The sequence below is a fragment of the Streptomyces sp. NPDC058246 genome, from assembly GCF_042881985.1.
GTDB lineage: Bacteria > Actinomycetota > Actinomycetes > Streptomycetales > Streptomycetaceae > Streptomyces.
The window spans coordinates 1-18141 of sequence record NZ_JBHVWZ010000032.1 but is presented as its reverse complement, the minus strand read 5'-3'; the positions used below and the strand labels follow the sequence as shown (position 1 = coordinate 18141).

Genomic DNA, 18141 nt, shown 5'->3' with positions numbered 1-18141 from the left:
TCAGACCGCCTCAGACTGCCGCGCGGCCGCCAGACGGACCGCGTCCATGATCTTCTCGTAGCCGGTGCAACGGCACAGGTTGCCCGAGAGCGCCTCGCGGATGTCCGCGTCGGTCGGGTTCGGGGTGCGCTCCAGCATCTCGTCCGCCGCGACCAGCAGACCGGGGGTGCAGAAGCCGCACTGCACGGCGCCGGCGTCGATGAACGCCTGCTGGACGGGCGAGAGTTCGCCGCCCTCGCCGGTCTGCGAGTCCTGGCCCTTGGCGGCCCACTGCTTGGCCTCGTCGAGCGTCGTGCCGGGCTTCGCTGAGGTGCCGCAGGCGCCGGTGGCGCAACCGCCGCGCTCGGCGCGCTGCTTGGCGAAGTCCGCGAGCCCCTCGACCGTGACGACCTCGCGGCCCTCGACCTGACCGGCGGCGACCAGACACGAACAGACCGGCACGCCGTCGAGGCGGACCGTGCAGGAACCGCACTCGCCCTGCTCACAGGCGTTCTTGGAACCCGGCAGGCCCAGGCGCTCGCGCAGCACGTACAGAAGGGACTCGCCCTCCCAGACGTCGTCGGCTTCCTGCTGACGGCCGTTGACCGTGAAATTGACGCGCATTACGCGACTCCCTCCGTGCGGGCGGCGGTGCCGCGGTAGGACTCCCAGGTCCAGGTCAGGGTGCGGCGGGCCATGATGCCGACCGCGTGGCGGCGGTAGCTCGCCGTGCCCCGGACGTCGTCGATCGGGTTGCAGGCGGCGGAGCACAGGTCCGCGAACTGCTTGGCGACCGACGGGGTGATGATCTTGCCGTTGTCCCAGAAGCCGCCCTCGTCGAGCGCCGCGTTCAAGAACTCCTCGGCGGCCTTGGCGCGGACCGGGGTCGGCGCGGCCGAGCCGATGCCGGTGCGGACCGTGCGGGTCTCGGGGTGCAGAGCCAGACCGAAGGCGCACACCGCGATCACCATCGCGTTGCGGGTGCCGACCTTCGAGTACTGCTGCGGGCCGTCGGCCTTCTTGATGTGGACGGCCCTGATCAGTTCGTCGGGGGCGAGCGCGTTGCGCTTCACGCCGGTGTAGAACTCGTCGATCGGGATCAGGCGCGAGCCGCGGACGGACTCGACCTCGACCTCGGCGCCCGCCGCGAGGAGGGCGGGGTGGGCGTCACCGGCCGGGGAGGCGGTGCCGAGGTTGCCGCCGACGCCGCCGCGGTTGCGGATCTGCGGGGAGGCCACGGTGTGCGAGGCCAGGGCCAGGCCGGGGAGCTCGCCGCGCAGGCTCTCCATGATCTTGGTGTACGGAACGGAGGCGCCCAGGCGCACGCTCCCCTCGCCGACCTCCCACTCGCTCAGCTCGCCGATGCGGTTCAGGTCAAGGAGGTACTCGGGCCGGCGGTGGTCGAAGTTGATCTCGACCATCACATCGGTGCCACCCGCAATCGGCACAGCGGTGGGGTGCTCTGCCTTGGCGGCGAGCGCCTCCTCCCAGCTGGCGGGGCGAAGGAAGTCCATGAGTGGCTCTCTTCATTCGTTTCGTGGGTCGTTCTGTTTGAGCCAAAGATCGTGTGCGGCGTGCTCGGCTCGTTCATGAGTTGTTAACGCGGAGTGAGGTCAGTACACCGCGCCGTCGAACACCGGGGTCAGTCACCGAAACCATGAAGGAGTTGGCTGGCCAGGCCGTGCATCTTGTAGATTCGTATGAACGGAGGTCATCAGTAACCTCTCTGTTTTTCCCTGGAAACAGTGAGCACAACTCTCGAAACCCCAGGACACAGGCCTACACAGGCCCAGGGGCCGGGACCACCGACCCTCGGCACCCGCGGGTCCGCTCCCCGGAGCCCGAGGACCCTCTCGCGGGGGACCTCACCACTGATCCATCGTAGATTTCGAGACAAAGAACGGCGGCGACGAGAATGCGGCTGCGCGCACTGCTGGACACCGACGCGCTGGGCCTGCGGCTGCTCGGCGGCGAGGACGAGCTGGACCGCACCGTGCGCGGTGTGATGACCACCGACCTCAAGGACCCCAGCCGCTATCTCGCGGGCGGCGAACTGGTCCTCACCGGCCTCGCCTGGCGGCACGACGCCGCCGACTCCGAGCCCTTCGTGCGCATCCTCGCGGGCGCCGGGGTCGCGGCCCTCGCCGCCGGTGAGGCGGAACTGGGCGACATCCCGGACGACCTGGTGCTGGCCTGCGCGCGGCACCGGCTGCCGCTGTTCGCCGTGAACGAGTCGGTGGCCTTCGCGACGATCACCGAGCACGTCGTACGGCAGGTCTCGGGCGAGCGCGCCGGGGATCTGGCGGCCGTGGTGGACCGGCACCGGCGGATGATGACCTCGGGGCCGGCGGGCGGCGGTCCCGACGTGGTGCTGGACCTGCTCGGCAGCGACCTGGACCTGCGGGCCTGGGTCCTGTCCCCCACCGGCCGGCCCATCGCCGGTTCGAAGCTCGCCGGGGCCGCGCTGCCGCCGGACGTGTGCGCCAAGCTGGCCGCCGAGCACCTGGCGGCGGCACGCACCGGGCGCCGGGGGCCGCACCGGATGACGGTCGGCACGACGACGTACTCGCTCTTCCCCGTCCGCTCCTCCGGACGCTCCACGGGCGCCTCCCGGGACGTCCGCGAGACGGTGCTCTCCGACTGGCTGCTCGCCGTCGAGGCGGACGCCGGGGACTGGCCGGAGGAGCGGCTCGACCTGCTCCAGGGCGTCACCCAGCTGATCGCGGTGGAGCGGGACCGCCGGGACGCGGCGCGCACGGTGCGGCGGCGGCTCGCACAGGAGGTCCTGGAGCTGGTGCAGACGGGCGCCGCGCCCGCCGAGATCGCGGCGCGGCTGCGGGTCGCCGCGCCGGTGCTGCTGCCGGGCCTCGGCGCCGCGCCGCACTGGCAGGTGGTCGTGGCCCGCGTCGAGTGGGAGGGCGGCCAGATCGAGGGCGGCCCGGTCGCCCAGTCACTCCTGGAGGAGATCCTCGTCGATCCGCTGTCGGCGGGCCCCGAGCACTCCGACCGGATCGCCGTCGCCCACACGGGTGACGAGGCGATCGCGCTCGTCCCCCTTCCGGCGGTATCCACGGAGCACGACGGCTCAGAGGCCGGGCTGCTCGCCGACACGCTCCTGGAGTCCGTACGGGACCCGCTGTCGGCCGGCCTGAACGACGACGGGCGGCTCACGCTCGGCGTCAGCGCCGCCGTGCACTCCGCGGAGGGGCTGCGCGGCGCCCTGGAGGAGGCCCGGCACGCCCGCCGGGTCGCCGCGGCGCGCCCCGGGCGGGTCTGCGCGGCCGGGCACCAGGAGCTGGCCTCGCACGTCCTGCTGCTCCCCTTCGTGCCGGACGACGTACGGCGCGCCTTCACCGCACGGCTCCTGGACCCGCTGCGGGATTACGACCGCCGCCACCGGGCGGAACTCATTCCCACGCTCGAGGCGTTCCTGGACTGCGACGGGTCGTGGACGCGCTGTGCGACGCGTCTTCATCTGCACGTCAACACGCTGCGCTACCGGGTGGGCCGTATCGAGCAGTTGACGAGTCGGGACCTGTCACGCCTGGAGGACAAGCTCGATTTCTTCCTGGCATTGCGCATGAGCTGAGGTCGTGGGCGCTCCGGCCGCACGTCCCCAAGTGCCGCCGGTGTCCCACGACTTTGTGAAATCCTTCACCCACCCCCTTGGCCGGGCCCCGCGATCCGTGCTGAGATGCCACCACTCAACAGCTCAATGGCGTGCTCGGGGAGGGCAACGTGGCGCATACCGCCATGTCTGGTTCCGGAACGAACGCAGGGGACGATCCACTCCAGACCGCGGTATGGCGGCTGCGCTCGCGCGCCTGCTGGGCCGACGCGGCGGCGCTGCTCGAACCGGACACGGCGGGGGCGTCGCTCCAGAGAGCCTCGCTCCTCGTCGAGCGCTGTCTCTACACCGAGCACGGCTGGGCCGAGGCCGAGGACGCGCTGCGTACGGCGGAGGCGGTGGCCCGGAGCGACGACGAGCGGGGCGCGGCGGCCTGTGAGCGCGGGCAACTCGCGTACGCGGCGACGCTGCTCGGGGTGCGCGACCGGGCGGACGAGGCGCGGGCCGCGCTCGGCCGGGCCGCCGCGCTGCTCACGCCCGGGGGACCCGGGCGGGCCCTCCTCGACTTCCGGCGCGGGCTGCTCGCCGAGAACCTCGCGCGGTCGCCGCAGGCCGCGCGGGCCGCGTACCGGCGGGCCCACGCGGGGGCGGTCGCCCACGGCGACGCGCTTCTGCTCTCCTTCACCTGGCGGCACCTTGCCGGACTCGCCCTGCGGGACGGGGAGCTGGCGGAGGCGCGGCACGGGTTCTCCGAATCGCTGCGGATTCGGGAGGAGTTGGGTTACCTGGTGGGTACGGCTCCCGCGCTGGCTTCGCTGGCTGACGCCGAGGTCGAGCCGGAGGCGTCCCGGCTGCGCGCCGAGGCGGGACGGTTGTTCCGGCTGCTCGGGGGAGTGCCCACCTGGCTGGCGCAGCAGTTGACTCCGCCCGCGGCGACGGCCTGAGGGCTCGGGTGGCGGTGTTGTGCCGACACCGCGGGCGGTCGGTGGCCGGTCGCGCCCACGCGACGGAGCCACATGTGTCACAGCCCCCCGCCCCTGGAGGGGCGCTAGTCGCTCTGGACGTGTGCCAACACGTTCCGGGCGAATGTCGTGACCGTGGTGCGGAGTTCGGGGTCGTGGGCCACATAGACGATCACGGCTACCAGGATCAGGAACGTCAGGAAGCCGCCGGCGCCGGAGCCTCCACGGGCGCGGCGACGGCGTTGCGCGTCCATCTGTTGGTTCATGTCACGGAATCGCCGTGACTCGTCGAACCGCTGCTGGGCCTGCCGGCCGGGATCGGGAAACATCGTGGTCGCCCCCGAGGAGAGAAGTGGTCGTGCCTGCACGGGAGAGCACGCCCTCGGTCGGGTACGGGTTGCCCGGGTAAGGGAGTTGTTGCGTGGAGTCGACGCGTCCGTGACGCGGGTGCCGTGACAGGGACGTACCGGCGACGAGCGCGGCCCTGCGCGGCGGCTACGCGCCGGTGAAGTGCTCCCGCACCAGGGACTGTACGACCGTCAGGTCCTCGGCGATCAACGCGTCCAGGAGGGTGGTGTGTTCGGCGGCGTCGGCCACCAGGTCCGCCCGGCCGCGGGAGGCGGGGCCCCCGACGAGCGGCCACTGGGCGCGGCGGTGCAGGTCGTCCGCGATCCGCACCAGCTGGGCGTTTCCGGCGAGGGCGAGCACCGCGCGGTGGAAGGCGCGGTCGGACTCGGCGTAGGTCGCGCGGCAGCCCGAGGACGCGGCGCGTACCGTCGCCTCGGCGAGCGGGCGAAGCTCCGCCCAACGCGTGGCGGCGACGGTACGCGCGAGGCGCAGCATCACCGGGACTTCGATCAGGGAGCGGATCTCCGCGAGTTCGGCCAGCTCCCGCGTGCCGCGCTCCACGACGCGAAAGCCCCGGTTGGGCACCACCTCGACGGCGCCCTCCAGCGCGAGCTGCTGCATCGCCTCCCGTACGGGTGTCGCGGACACCCCGAAGCGTTCGCCGAGCGCGGGCGCCGAGTACACCTCTCCGGGGGCGAGTTCGCCCTCGACGAGCGCGGTGCGCAGGGCGTCCAGGATCTGGCCGCGTACGGAGGCACGCTGCACGACGGGACGGGCGCCCTCGGCAGGGGGGCGCGGGATGGGCGTCTCACTGTGCGTGTGCTCACCGCGCGCCGCGGCACCGGCGGCCGTACCCGTGCCCGTACCGACAGGGCCGCCGGATCCGGCGGAAGCGGCGGAAGCGGCGGGACGGGATGCGGCAGCGGCGCCGGCCGCCCGGCCTGTGACACCCCGCTCGCGGTCCACGTCCGCGGCCCGCGGTTGTGCGGGCACCCGGACGGCCCCCGTGCGGATGTCGGGGACCCCCGCCCCGGCGGAGCCGTGCGCGCTGCGCGGACCGGCCTGCTCCACAGGATCCTCCTCCGGGGTCGGTGGTACTTAGGGGTCATAGCGGCGGTTGTCGCCCGTCCGTCAGCACCATAGGCGCAGATGGCCTCAGTTCAAACATCCCGGATTTCGAGTAAGGTAAGCCTTACCTACAAACGATCGTGAAGCGGTGGTCCCCGTATGTCCGCTCCCGCCCTGTCCCCCACCGCCTCGGCCGTCGCCGGCGCGTACGCCCGGCTGACCGAGGCCTTCCCCGGGCTGGGCGTCACCGAGCTGGGCCCCGGGGAAGCGGCCCCACGGGGCGGGGGGTGGGTCGCCGCCGCCCGGCTCGCGGAGGGCGGGGCCGATCTCGACGCGTTTCTCGCCTGGGACGAGGCGCAGGTGATCCGGGACCACGGGCAGCGGGCGCGCCCCGACGTCGTGGCCGGCTTCGGGCTGCACCGGTACGCCTGGCCCGCCTGCCTGCTGATCACCGTGCCGTGGTTCCTGGAGCGGCGCGTACCCCGCCTTCCTGTGGAGCACGTCACATACCAGCGCACCCTCGGCCGCATGGCCGTGCGCGTCACCTCCTTCACCTGCCTGCCCGACGACCCCGCGGCCGGTCTGCCCGGCGCCCGGGTCGTCCCGCACGAGGAGGCTCTGCGGGAGGAGGTGCGGGCGGCCGTGGCCGAGCACCTGGAGCCGGTCCTGGGCGGCTTCGGCCCGCGCATGCGGCGGCGCGGCCGGACGCTGTGGGGCATGGCGACCGACGAGGTCGTCGAGGGCCTCTGGTACGTCGCCCACCTGATGGGCGAGGAGCGGCGCGCGACGCGCGAGCTGGAGCTGCTGCTGCCGGGGGCGACCCGGCCGTACGTCGGGTCGGCGGCGTTCCGCGAACTGACCGGACCGGGCGGGGAGTCCCTGCCCACCCGCGACCGGGCGAGCTGCTGCCTCTTCTACACGCTGCGCCCCGAGGACACCTGCGCCACCTGCCCGCGCACCTGCGACGCGGACCGGGTGACCAAGTTGACGACCGCCGCCGCCAGTTGAGGTGACCCCGCCGGTCGGACGGGTTTCGGGTGCCCTAAGATCCACTTCGACTGAGACACCCCTCGGATCACGGTCGATTCACAACTTCCTCACGTGTCGCGGGAACTTTCCCTGGAACCATCCGTACGGGTAATCTTATTCGCACTCAACTCCCGTCCCTCGCGCGGCAGTTCGAGCAGAATGTCGCCCTGCGCATCCCCTTGCACTCTCTTGGCGGCCTCTTGCCCCGAAACCCCCTGAGGGCTGACGGGATTGGGCCACTATGGCGGGCGTTACGCCCTATCCCAATGCAAGGGACCCCAGATGAGACTGACCGACATATCGCTGAACTGGCTGCTTCCGGGCGCCGTTCTGCTCCTGGGCCTGCTGGCGGCGGTGGCGGTGCTCGCGCGCGGCAAGCGGTCCGGGGAGAGCACGAACAGCGACGACTCCTGGGAGCGCAGCGAGGAGCGGCGCAGGCGTAAGGAGGCCGTCTACGGCACGGCTTCCTACGTGCTGTTGTTCTGCTGTGCCGCGGTCGCCGCGGCGCTCTCCTTCCACGGCCTGGTCGGCTTCGGCCAGCAGAACCTCGGCCTCTCCGACGGCTGGGAGTACCTCGTCCCGTTCGGCCTGGACGGCGCGGCCATGTTCTGCTCCGTCCTCGCGGTGCGCGAGGCCAGCCACGGTGACGCGGCGCTCGGTTCCCGGATACTCGTATGGACGTTCGCCGGTGCCGCGGCCTGGTTCAACTGGGTGCACGCGCCCCGGGGCATCGACCACGCGGGCGCTCCCCAGTTCTTCGCGGGCATGTCGCTGTCGGCCGCGGTGCTGTTCGACCGCGCGCTGAAGCAGACCCGCCGGGCCGCGCTGCGCGAGCAGGGCCTGGTGCCGCGTCCGCTGCCGCAGATCCGCATCGTCCGCTGGCTGCGCGCGCCCCGTGAGACGTACAGCGCCTGGTCGCTGATGCTCCTGGAGAACGTCCGCACCCTCGACGAGGCCGTCGACGAGGTCCGCGAGGACCGGCGCCAGAAGGAGCAGAACCGACTGCGCCGCCGGAACGAGGAGCGGGTCGAGCGGGCGCACCTCAAGGCGCTCAGCCGCGGTCACCGTGGCCTGCCCGGCCGCGGCGGCGCCCGGCAGCAGCTGGAGACCACTGTGGAGCGCGCTCCCGCCCAGGCCTCCGCGGAGCCTGCCATATCGACCCCGGAGCAGCTGCCCGTGCGCTCGCGGCCGTCCCTCACCCCCGTCCGGAAGAGCACTGAGCCGATCACCGTCGACCTCACCGCGGAGGACGACACGATGGCCCTGCCACGACTCGACTCGCTGGAGCGCAAGCTCAAGGACCTGGAGCAGCAGTTCGGCTGAGTCCGACGCCCAGGGCCGATACCGAGCCCGAGCCCGGACGGTCCGGCTATGTGACGGCCGGACCCGGGACAGGACGAGCGAGCAGGACAACGGCGGCGCGGTGTTCCTACACCGCGCCGCCGTCCAGTTCGAACCACACCGCCTTGCCCACGCCGTGCGCCCGTACGCCCCACGCGTCCGCGAGGGACTGGACGAGGACGAGACCTCTGCCGTGCGTACCGTCGTCGGCGATCGGTACCCGCGGCCGGGGCCTGCGCCCCACGAAGTCCCTTACTTCCACGCGGAGTCCGTGGGGCCCGACGGTGGCCGTCAGGATCGCGTCGTGGTCGGTGTGGATGAGTGCGTTGGTGACGAGCTCGCTGGTCAACAGCTCGGCTATCTCGGACCTTCCCGGTTTCCCCCAGTGCCGTAACAGCTCCCTCAGTGCCCTCCGGGCCTCGGGCACCGCGCGTAGATCCGCCCTGCCCAGTCTGCGCCTGAGCTGCGTGCCGTCCGGCTGGTCGGGCACCTCGTCCGCCGTTTCCTCCACTGCCTCGGTGGAGGAGGCCCCCCTGGTCATGGGACCACCTCCTCGTGCCTGCCTCTTCATGACCCCCGCCTGCGTGCCGATGTCGGTTCCCCTCCTACTCGAACACGTTCACGGGGATCCATGCCCCATCGGGAACGCGGCAGTCATGTCGAATGGTCAACCACCTGCCGTACGGTCACGGATGCGCGCCGCGCCCGCGGGGAAGTGACACTGTGGACAGAGCCGTCCGAGCGCGAGGAGCCGCCGTGCACGACGACCGTTCGCTGGTGGAGGGGCGCCTGGAGCGCGCGCTGCGCCAGTTCCTGCGCCCCGCGCAGTACGCGGACCGGATGCCGCTGGTGCTGTCCGTGTGGCACGTGCCCGGCGAGCCGGTGCCCGTGGACCAGGCGCTGCAGGCCACGTACGAGACCTTCACGACCGGCACGCTCTGGGGAAAGCCCTGGTCGACGAGTTGGTTCCGCATCGAGGGCCGGGTGCCCGAGGAGTGGGCGGGCCGCCGGGTGGAGGTGGTGGTCGACCCCGGGTTCACGGGTGACGGACCCGGTTTCCAGGCGGAGGGGCTGCTGTACGACGCTGCCGGTGTCCCCCTCAAGGGCATTCACCCGCGCAACCGGCACCTGACCGTGGGGGCACCGGCGAGGGGAGGCGAGGCCGTCCATCTGCTGCTGGAGGCGGCGGCCAACCCGGCCGTCCTGCACGGCTTCGAGCCGACGTCCCTCGGGGACGTGCTGACCGCCGGCGATGGGCCCGTCTACCGATTCGCGGCTGCCGATCTCGCCGTACTCGACGAGGACGTGTGGCAGCTGGTGCTGGACGTCGAGGTGCTCTCGGAGCTGATGCACGAGCTGCCCGCGGACCGGTCGCGGCGGCACGAGATCCTGCGGGCGCTGGAGAACATGCTGGACGCTCTCGACCTGCACGACGTGTCCGGCACGGCGGTGGCCGCCCGCGCGGAGCTGGCGGACGCGCTGTCCCGGCCCGCGTCGGCGAGCGCGCACCGGATCTCGGCGGCCGGGCACGCCCACATCGACTCGGCGTGGCTGTGGCCGCTGCGCGAGACGGTCCGCAAGGCCTCGCGCACCTTCGCCAACGTCACGGCACTGGCCCGTGACTACCCGGAGCTGGTCTTCGCCTGTTCGCAGGCCCAGCAGTACGCCTGGGTCAAGGAGCACCAGCCGCACATCTGGGAGCGCATCAAGAAGGCCGTGGAGGAGGGGAACTGGGCCCCGGTGGGCTCGATGTGGGTCGAGTCGGACGCCAACATGCCGGGGGGTGAGGCGCTGGCCCGGCAGATCGTGCACGGCAAGCGGTTCTTCCAGGACGAGCTGGGTGTCGAGACCGAGGAGATCTGGCTGCCGGACTCCTTCGGGTACACGGCAGCCTTCCCGCAGCTCGCGAAGCTCGCGGGCGTCCGCTGGTTCCTCACCCAGAAGCTGAGCTGGAACCAGACCGACAAGATGCCCCATCACACCTTCTGGTGGGAGGGCATCGACGGCACCCGTGTCTTCACCCACTTCCCGCCCGTGGACACCTACAACTCCCAGTTCCACGCCCGCGAACTCGCCCACGCGGAGCGCAACTTCGCCGACAAGGGACGCGCCACCCGTTCCCTCGTCCCCTTCGGCTGGGGCGACGGCGGTGGCGGCCCGACCCGCGAAATGCTGGAGAAGGCGCGCCGGTTGCGGTCCCTGGAGGGCTCGCCGCGCGTCGAGATCGAGAAGCCGTCGGCGTTCTTCGCCGCCGCCGAGGAGGAGTACGGGGCGCACGCGCCGGTATGGTCCGGCGAGCTGTATCTGGAGCTGCACCGGGCCACGTACACCACCCAGGCCAAGACGAAGCAGGGCAACCGCAGGTCCGAACACGCCCTGCGCGAGGCCGAGTTGTGGTGCACGACGGCGGCCGTGCGCGATCCCGCGTACGCCTACCCCTACGACGCCCTCGACCGGCTGTGGAAGACGGTGCTGCTGCACCAGTTCCACGACATCCTGCCGGGGTCGTCGATCGCGTGGGTGCACCGGGAGGCCCGGGAGACGTACACGCGGGTGCTGTCGGAACTGGAGGAGATCACCGCGGAGGCGGTACGGGCACTGGGGCCGGGCCCGCGCGCGGTGCTGAACGCCTCCCCGTACGAGCGCACGGAGGTGGTCGGGGACGGACTGGTGACGGTGCCGGGCCTCGGCAGCGCGCCGGTGACGGCCGCCGCCGGTGAGGACGTCCGGGCCGAACGGGCCGGGGAAGTCTTCCTGTTGGAGAACTCCTGGCTGCGGGTGACGGTCGACCGCGATGGACTGCTCACCTCCGTCCGGGACCGCGCGGCGGACCGCGAAGTGCTCGGCGGCCCGGGCAACCTCCTCCAGCTCCACCCGGACCATCCCAACGCCTGGGACGCCTGGGACATCGACCGCCACTACCGGCGGACCCACACGGATCTGACGGCCGCGGAGTCGGTGGATCTCGTGGAGTGCGGGCCGCTGCGGGCGGTGGTGCGCGTCACCCGGGTCTTCGGCAAGTCCCGCGTCACCCAGGAGATCCGGCTGACGGCCGCGAGCCGCCGCCTGGACATCGTGACCGAGATCGACTGGCAGGAGTCGGAGAAGGTCCTGAAGGCCGCCTTCCCGCTCGACGTGCACGCAGAGCGCTCCGCCGCCGAGATCCAGTTCGGACACGTGCACCGGCCCACCCACACCAACACCAGTTGGGACGCGGCCCGTTTCGAGATCTGCGCGCACCGCTGGCTGCGGGTCGCGGAGGACGGATACGGCGTGGCGGTCCTCAACGACTCGACGTACGGCCACGATGTGACACGGGCGCCCGGACCCGAGGGCCTCGGCACCACCGTACGGCTGACGCTGCTGCGCGCACCGCACAGCCCGGACCCGGAGACGGACCTCGGCACGCACCGCTTCACCTACGCGCTGCTGCCGGGGGCCGGGGTGGGGGACGCGGTCGCGGAGGGGCTCGCGCTCAATCTGCCGCTTCGGGTGACCGAGGCGCCGGCGCTCGCACCCCTGGTGAGCGTCGACAACCCGGCCGTCACCGTCGAGTCGGTCAAGCTCGCGGAGGACCGCAGCGGCGATGTGGTGGTACGGCTGTACGAGTCCCGGGGCGGCCGGGCGCGGGCCACCCTCACCACAGGGTTCCCGGTGGCGCGGGCCGAGGTGACCGACCTGCTGGAACGGCCGCAGCGCGAAGCCCCGGCGGACTTCGAGCTGCGGCCGTTCCAGATCCTCACGCTGCGACTGCGGCCGGCCTAGGGCTGTCCGGCGGATCGTGCCGGAGACGCGGGGCTCGGCACGCCTGTCCGCGGCGTTGCCGTCGGTTACCTGCGGATCAGGTCGCGGGACAGACCCTGGGCGCGGCGGCGCGCTACTTGCCGCCGATGCCCTTGTCGCCGATGTGGATGATCTTGTGGTTCCGGTTCATGTCGACGACGAGCTTGGTGGTCGTGCCGCCGCCCCAGGTCAGGGTGATCCCGGCCTCCGTGTGGTCGGCCGTGCCGTTGTCGGTGACCTTCCACTTCAGCGGGACGTTCTGGGCGTGCAGGATGCCGTCCGCGTGGTTCTTGGCCTCCCACGCCTCCACCTTCTTGAGGTAGGCGGACTGCACGTAGTACTTCCGCAGTTCGGTGGCCAGCTTGCCGCCGTGGCGGTCCGGGTCGCTCTGGGCGTCGATGTAGGCGCCGTAGAAGTCGGCGATCCGGGTGATGTTGTCCGCCGGCTTGCCGCTGATCGTCCGCTGCGCGGCGGCCGCCCCCGGGGTCGCCTGCGCCGAGGCGCTGAGCCCGAGCGGGAGAGCGAGGGCGGCGGCGAGGCCAACGGCCAGGAGAGCGGCGCGACGAGCGGGCTTGCGTGCGGTGGTGTTGCTGTTCATCAGTGGATGTCCCCGTTTTCGGCTGGTGCGAACGAATGGTGTCGAAGCCGCGAGCCGCCCTCTCGACCCCCGTGGCGCGAGGGCGGCTCCCGCTGCCGCCGGACGGTCGTTCGGGCGGCGGTCGGTGCGACACCAAGAGCATCAACGGCCCCTCGGGGCATCCGCAACAGCCGCCGCCCTGTCCGCAACGGTGGAACCATCCCAGGCCTGCTGACGTGCACCTCTATGGAGTGCCTGGGATGCCGTCCCGGGACGGAAAACGCCCCTCCCGACCAGACGGGCGGCGACCAGTACGGGGGAACGGTGTCCACACGGGACGACGTCGAGGAGTTCGCGGCGCTGCTGAGGCGTCTGAAGGCACGCACGGACCGCAGCTACGGTGCGCTCGCACGCCGGCTGAACATGAACACCTCGACGCTGCACCGCTACTGCGCGGGTGACGCGGTGCCGCTGGACTTCGCGCCGGTGGAACGGTTCGCCACGATGTGCGGGGCGACACCGGCCGAGCGGATCGAGCTGCACCGGCTGTGGATCCTGGCGGTGGCGGCGCGACAGCGGGGGCGGACGTCCGGGGCGCCGGGGACATCCGCGACGCGGACACCCGAAACGGAGACTTCCGCACCAGAGGCATCCGCACCGGAAGCACCGGAACCCGTCGAGGACGACGCACCCGCGGCGACGGCGACCGCGACGACCCTTCCCGGCCCGAGCCCGGCGAACCGCGCCCCCTGGTACCGGCGGCGCGTCGCACTCACCGCGGCCGTGGTGACCGCGCTGCTCGCGACGCTGGGCAGCCTGTCGGCACTGTCGGCGGACCGTTCCTCCGCCGGCCGCGACCGGGTGTCCGGCGGGTCCTCGGCGACGGCACCCGGCGCGTCCTCCCCGAAGGCCTCCGGTGGACGGCACGGCTCACCGACCCCGTCGGCGAGTTCCTCCGCCTCCGCCGGCGGTGGCCGGAGCTCCGGCACGACCTCGCCGAAGGCACCCGGCGCGGGTCGCGGCTCGGCGTCACCGTCCGCGCGCTCCTCCGCCGGCTCCCCCACGGCCGCGCCCCTCACCTGGACCGCCGACTCGCAGCTCTGGCAGCTCGGATGCAGCCACGACTACGTCATCGACAAGTCACCCGAGCAGGTCCCGCCGCCCCCGGCCCCGCAGGACGCCGAGACCTGGGCCAAGACGCAGAGCGCGGTGCACGGGCACGAGACGCTGGTGGAGATCTCGGTGCAGGGGCGGACGGACACGGCCGTCGTCCTGGAGGCGCTCCGCGTCCGGGTCGTCGGGCGAGCCGCCCCCGCGCAGGGCACGGTCTACGCGATGGACCAGGGCTGCGGCGGAGACATCACACCCCGTTCCTTCGCCGTCGATCTGGACGTCGACCGGCCCATCGCCCACCCGGTCCCGGGCAGCGACACCGGCAGGACGGTCCCCGCGAGGAGCCTGCCCTACCGGGTGTCCGCGAAGGACCCGGAAGTGCTGCTGGTCGACGCCCGGACCGAGAAGTGCGACTGCCGCTGGTACCTCGAACTCGACTGGTCCTCCCAGGGACACAGCGGCACCCTCCGCATCGACGACCACGGCCGCCCGTTCCGCACCAGCGGCATCAAGGGCCTGCCGCACTACTGGTACTCCGGCCGCCGCTGGACCCCGCTCACCGGCTAGGAGGGCCAGTCCGGCGGACGCCGCGTCTCCGGCACGATCCGCCGGACAGACCGCAAACCTGTCCGGCTCAGGGCCGGGGCACGTTCCGCAGGTTGGAGCGGGCCATCTGCACCATCCGGCCGACCCCGCCGTCCAGGACGATCTTCGACGCGGAGAGGGCGAAGCCCGTCACCATCTCCGCGCTGATCTTCGGCGGGATGGACAGGGCGTTGGGGTCGGTCACGATGTCGACGAGGGCCGGGCCCTTGTGCTTGAAGGCGTTCTTCAGGGCACCGGCGAGATCCTTGGGCTTCTCGACGCGCACGCCGTAGGCGCCGCAGGCCTGGGCGACGGCGGCGAAGTCGGGGTTCTTGTTCGTGGTGCCGTACGAGGGCAGCCCGGCGACGAGCATCTCCAACTCGACCATGCTCAAAGAGGAGTTGTTGAACAGGACGACCTTCACCGGCAGGTCGTACTGGACGAGGGTGAGGAAGTCGCCCATCAGCATGGAGAATCCGCCGTCGCCGGACATCGACACGACCTGCCGCTTCCGGTCAGTGAACTGGGCACCGATCGCCATCGGCAGCGCGTTCGCCATCGAGCCGTGCGAGAACGAACCGATCACGCGACGACGCCCGTTGGGCGAGATGTAACGGGCCGCCCAGACGTTGCACATCCCGGTGTCGACCGTGAACACGGCGTCCTCGGCGGCGAGTTCGTCGAGCACCGAGGCGACGTACTCCGGGTGGATCGGGACGTGCTTCTCGACCTTGCGCGTGTACGCCTTGATGACGCCTTCGAGCGCGTCGGCGTGCTTCTTCAGCATCTTGTCGAGGAAGCGCCGGTTCTCCTTGGGGCGGACGCGCGGGATGAGACAGCGCAGGGTCTCCTTCACATCGCCCCAGACCGCGAGGTCCAGCTTGGAGCGGCGGCCGAGGTTCTCCGGGCGGACGTCGACCTGGGCGATCTTGACGTCGTCGGGGAGGAACGCGTTGTACGGGAAGTCGGTGCCGAGCAGGATGAGGAGGTCGCACTCGTGGGTGGCCTCGTAGGCGGCGCCGTAGCCGAGCAGTCCGCTCATGCCGACGTCGAAGGGATTGTCGTACTGGATCCACTCCTTGCCCCGCAGCGCGTGCCCGACCGGGGACTTGATCTTCTCGGCGAACTCCATGACCTCGGCGTGCGCGCCCGCCGTGCCGCTGCCGCAGAAGAGGGTGACCTTGTCGGCCTCGTCGATCATCGCGACGAGCTTGTCGATCTCGGTGTCGCCGGGGCGGACCGTGGGCCGGGAGGTGACGAGGGCGGTCTCCAGGGGCTTGTCCGGAGCGGGCTGGGAGGCGATGTCGCCGGGCAGGGAGACCACGCTGACGCCGGACTGGCCCACCGCGTGCTGGATCGCGGTCTGGAGCAGCCTCGGCATCTGCTTCGGGTTGGAGATCAGCTCGCTGTAGTGGCTGCACTCGCGGAAGAGCTGGTCCGGATGGGTTTCCTGGAAGTACCCGAGGCCGATCTCGCTGGACGGGATCTGCGAGGCGAGGGCGAGGACCGGGGCCATGGAGCGGTGGGCGTCGTACAGGCCGTTGATGAGGTGCAGGTTGCCGGGGCCGCAGGAGCCGGCGCAGGCGGTGAGCTTGCCGGTGATCTGCGCCTCGGCGCCCGCGGCGAACGCGGCGGTCTCCTCGTGCCGGACGTGGATCCAGTCGATGGCGGAGTTCCGCCGGATGGCGTCCACGACCGGGTTGAGGCTGTCGCCGACCACGCCGTACAGGCGCTTGACGCCGGCGCGGACGAGGATGTCGACGAACTGTTCGGCGACGTTCTGCTTGGCCATGCTTCACGCACCTCTTCGCAATCCATGGATCCCTTGGATCCATGAATTCACAGGGCGCGCGGTTACGCCTCCCAAACGGCAGCGGCTGTCCGATCGTCGGCGTACCCCTTCACCCGCACCACGGTGTCGGCGAGGAACGCGGCCAGACCGGGCGGTTCCCCGGTCGACCACCGCGTCGTCAGGTGCTCGACCAGCTCGGGCTCCCCGCGCAGCGGCTCCGCCAGGCCTCCCGTGCACAGCAGCAGCGTGTCACCCGGGCGGGCGACGGAGGCGCGGAAACGGAAGGGGTCGCGGGGCGGCTCGGGCGCCGGTTCGTACGGGCTCGGGGGCGTCGTGATGCCCAGGTCCATGGTGAGCCGGTCGCCCTCGGGGGTCTCGTGCGGCAGCGAGCCGAAGCCGACCACTGCCTCGCCGGTGGCCTCCGCGACCCGTGGCTCTATGTCCTGCCACTCGCCGTCCCGCAGCCGGAACAGGCCCCCGGCCCCGACGCCGAAGAAGACCCGCGTACGGCACTGCGGGTCGGCCGGCAGCAGCAGGCAGCGCAGGCTGGCGGTGTACTCCTCGGGTTCGACGCCCTGCTCGGCCGCGCTCGCCCGCAGCTTGCCGAGGCTGCGGTCGGTGAGCCGGTGCAGTCCCGACTTCAGGTCCCCGCGCCGGGCGGCCCGGATGTCCTCGGCCAGCCGGGCGTGACTGCGCCCGACGGCCCGCCCGATCCACTGGCACGCCTCCGCGGCGGCCCGGTGCGCGCCCGGGGTGGCCCGCGCGCCGGTCGCCATCGCGACGAGCACCAGTGCCTGCTCCCCCGCCCCGAACCGGGCGGTGAGCAGCGAGTCCCGGCGCGGCTCGCCCCGGTAGCGCGCGGAGTCCCCGCGCACGGACACCGCCCGCAGGGTGCTCGTCCCGTAGCGCGCCCCGTCCAGCACCGTGTCGGCGACCAGATCGTCGAGGTCGTCCGGGTCTGCGGGCGGAAGCGCGGTCGGTTCGGCGTCGTAGGTGGGCGGCCCCGAGCCGACGTGGTCGACGACCGGGGGCTGTCGGGGGACGGAAAGACCGGATTCGGGTTCGGGTTCGGGCGCGCGGGGCGGGGTGTCCCGCGGGGCGAAGGCGGGCTGCGGGGGCGGGCCGTCGGACGGAGCGAACGGCACGGTGTCGCCAGGGGGCACCGCGGGGGGCGACGCGGGGGGCGGTGGCACGGCCGCCCGCGCCGGCGGCGAGGCCGGTGGTACGTCCACGGGTGCCCTGGACGCCGGCACGGCCGTGCCCGGTGACTCCGCGGACGTACCGCTCAGCGGCTCTTGGCGCATACCGCCGCCCGGTTCCTGCGAGCGGAACCCCGGCGGTGTCGGCCCGGGCGGAAAGCTCGCGGGAGGCGGCGGCTCGACGGGCGGCGGCTCCCACGGCGCGGGCTGCCCAGCAAGCCCCCCACGCTGGAACGAACCCGAACCCGCCCCGGAGAGGTCCCCACGCTGAACCGGACCCGAACCAGCACCCGCCCCAGAGACGTCCCCACGCTCAACCGGACCTGAACCGGCGCCCGCCCCGGAAGAGTCCCCACGCCCGAGCGAGTCCGCATCCACACGTGCCCCAGAGAACCCACCACGCTCAACCGGACCCGAACCGGCACCCACCCCAGAAGAGTCCCCACGCCCAAACGAGTCCGCATCCACACGTGCCCCAGAGAACCCACCACGCTCAACCGGACCCGAACCGGCACCCGCCCCGGAAGAGTCCCCACTCCCAGGCGAGTCCGCGTCCGGACGTGCCTCAGCGAAGTCACCGCGCTCCCACAGGCCGGAGCGCGGTGTCGCGCCGGGCCAGCTCCCGGAAACGGGGGCGGGGACGGAATCGAAGGCGCCACCGCGCTGCTCCGGCACGACAGGCGGCTGTTCCGGCTCGGCGGGAGACGAGCCCGGCACGCCGGGAGGCCGCCCCGGCCGCGGTGGGACGTCGCGCGGCGGCGCGCCCGGCCGCCGGGCGGCGGGCCCCCGCCCCGCGG

The 18141-nt window shown here is 72.3% G+C and carries 14 protein-coding genes; 6 read left to right on the top strand and 8 right to left on the bottom strand.

Features of this window, described 5'->3' with window-relative positions; translation table 11 throughout:
- Complete coding sequence (locus tag ACFVXA_RS32935) at positions 1 to 603, bottom strand: (2Fe-2S)-binding protein (RefSeq protein ID WP_390028101.1); 603 nt, start codon at positions 601 to 603, stop codon at positions 1 to 3.
- Entirely contained in the window at positions 603 to 1493 is an 891-nt protein-coding gene (locus tag ACFVXA_RS32930; protein ID WP_383901200.1) for an FAD binding domain-containing protein, read from the bottom strand. Before ACFVXA_RS32930 ends, ACFVXA_RS32935 begins: the two co-directional genes overlap by 1 nt.
- Positions 1494 to 1894: 401 nt before the next feature.
- On the opposite strand from ACFVXA_RS32930, the gene ACFVXA_RS32925 reads away from it, so the two are divergent.
- Positions 1895 to 3568 (top strand): PucR family transcriptional regulator, encoded by a 1674-nt coding sequence (locus tag ACFVXA_RS32925; protein ID WP_390028100.1) that lies wholly within the window; start codon positions 1895 to 1897, stop codon positions 3566 to 3568.
- 149 nt (positions 3569 to 3717) lie between these two features.
- Positions 3718 to 4491, top strand: a complete 774-nt coding sequence (locus ACFVXA_RS32920) for a hypothetical protein (protein ID WP_362017571.1) — start codon at positions 3718 to 3720, stop codon at positions 4489 to 4491.
- Between the two features lie 104 nt (positions 4492 to 4595).
- On the opposite strand, the gene ACFVXA_RS32915 is transcribed toward ACFVXA_RS32920, so the two are convergent.
- Positions 4596 to 4775 (bottom strand): hypothetical protein, encoded by a 180-nt coding sequence (locus ACFVXA_RS32915; RefSeq protein WP_383741364.1) that lies wholly within the window; start codon positions 4773 to 4775, stop codon positions 4596 to 4598.
- Between the two features lie 229 nt (positions 4776 to 5004).
- Entirely contained in the window at positions 5005 to 5928 is a 924-nt protein-coding gene (locus ACFVXA_RS32910) for a GntR family transcriptional regulator (protein ID WP_390028099.1), read from the bottom strand.
- Positions 5929 to 6084: 156 nt separating this feature from the next.
- Here ACFVXA_RS32910 and ACFVXA_RS32905 point away from each other — a divergent pair, with 156 nt between their 5' ends.
- The gene (locus ACFVXA_RS32905) at positions 6085 to 6933 is read left to right on the top strand and encodes a (2Fe-2S)-binding protein (protein WP_362017568.1); all 849 of its coding nucleotides are present in this window, start codon (positions 6085 to 6087) and stop codon (positions 6931 to 6933) included.
- 303 nt (positions 6934 to 7236) lie between these two features.
- The gene (locus tag ACFVXA_RS32900; protein WP_362017567.1) at positions 7237 to 8277 is read left to right on the top strand and encodes a DUF2637 domain-containing protein; all 1041 of its coding nucleotides are present in this window, start codon (positions 7237 to 7239) and stop codon (positions 8275 to 8277) included.
- A 106-nt stretch (positions 8278 to 8383) separates the two neighbouring features.
- Here ACFVXA_RS32900 and ACFVXA_RS32895 read toward each other — a convergent pair whose 3' ends face one another.
- Entirely contained in the window at positions 8384 to 8836 is a 453-nt protein-coding gene (locus ACFVXA_RS32895) for an ATP-binding protein (protein WP_362017566.1), read from the bottom strand.
- Positions 8837 to 9051: 215 nt separating this feature from the next.
- On the opposite strand from ACFVXA_RS32895, the gene ACFVXA_RS32890 reads away from it, so the two are divergent.
- Positions 9052 to 12060, top strand: coding sequence for an alpha-mannosidase (locus tag ACFVXA_RS32890; RefSeq protein WP_390028098.1), 3009 nt, complete (start codon positions 9052 to 9054; stop codon positions 12058 to 12060).
- Between the two features lie 112 nt (positions 12061 to 12172).
- Here ACFVXA_RS32890 and ACFVXA_RS32885 read toward each other — a convergent pair whose 3' ends face one another.
- Complete coding sequence (locus tag ACFVXA_RS32885; RefSeq protein WP_362017564.1) at positions 12173 to 12676, bottom strand: hypothetical protein; 504 nt, start codon at positions 12674 to 12676, stop codon at positions 12173 to 12175.
- A gap of 303 nt (positions 12677 to 12979) precedes the next feature.
- Between ACFVXA_RS32885 and ACFVXA_RS32880 the strand changes: the two genes are divergently transcribed.
- On the top strand, positions 12980 to 14335 hold the full coding sequence (locus ACFVXA_RS32880; RefSeq protein WP_390028097.1) for a helix-turn-helix domain-containing protein: 1356 nt from the start codon (positions 12980 to 12982) through the stop codon (positions 14333 to 14335).
- Positions 14336 to 14402: 67 nt separating this feature from the next.
- Here the strand turns inward: ACFVXA_RS32880 and ACFVXA_RS32875 are convergent, their stop codons facing one another.
- Both ACFVXA_RS32875 and ACFVXA_RS32870 read right to left on the bottom strand, forming a co-directional pair.
- Positions 14403 to 16145, bottom strand: coding sequence for a pyruvate dehydrogenase (locus ACFVXA_RS32875; RefSeq protein WP_362017562.1), 1743 nt, complete (start codon positions 16143 to 16145; stop codon positions 14403 to 14405).
- Positions 16146 to 16207: 62 nt separating this feature from the next.
- The gene (locus ACFVXA_RS32870; RefSeq protein ID WP_390028138.1) at positions 16208 to 17935 is read right to left on the bottom strand and encodes a PP2C family serine/threonine-protein phosphatase; all 1728 of its coding nucleotides are present in this window, start codon (positions 17933 to 17935) and stop codon (positions 16208 to 16210) included.
- Positions 17936 to 18141: the final 206 nt, after the last annotated feature.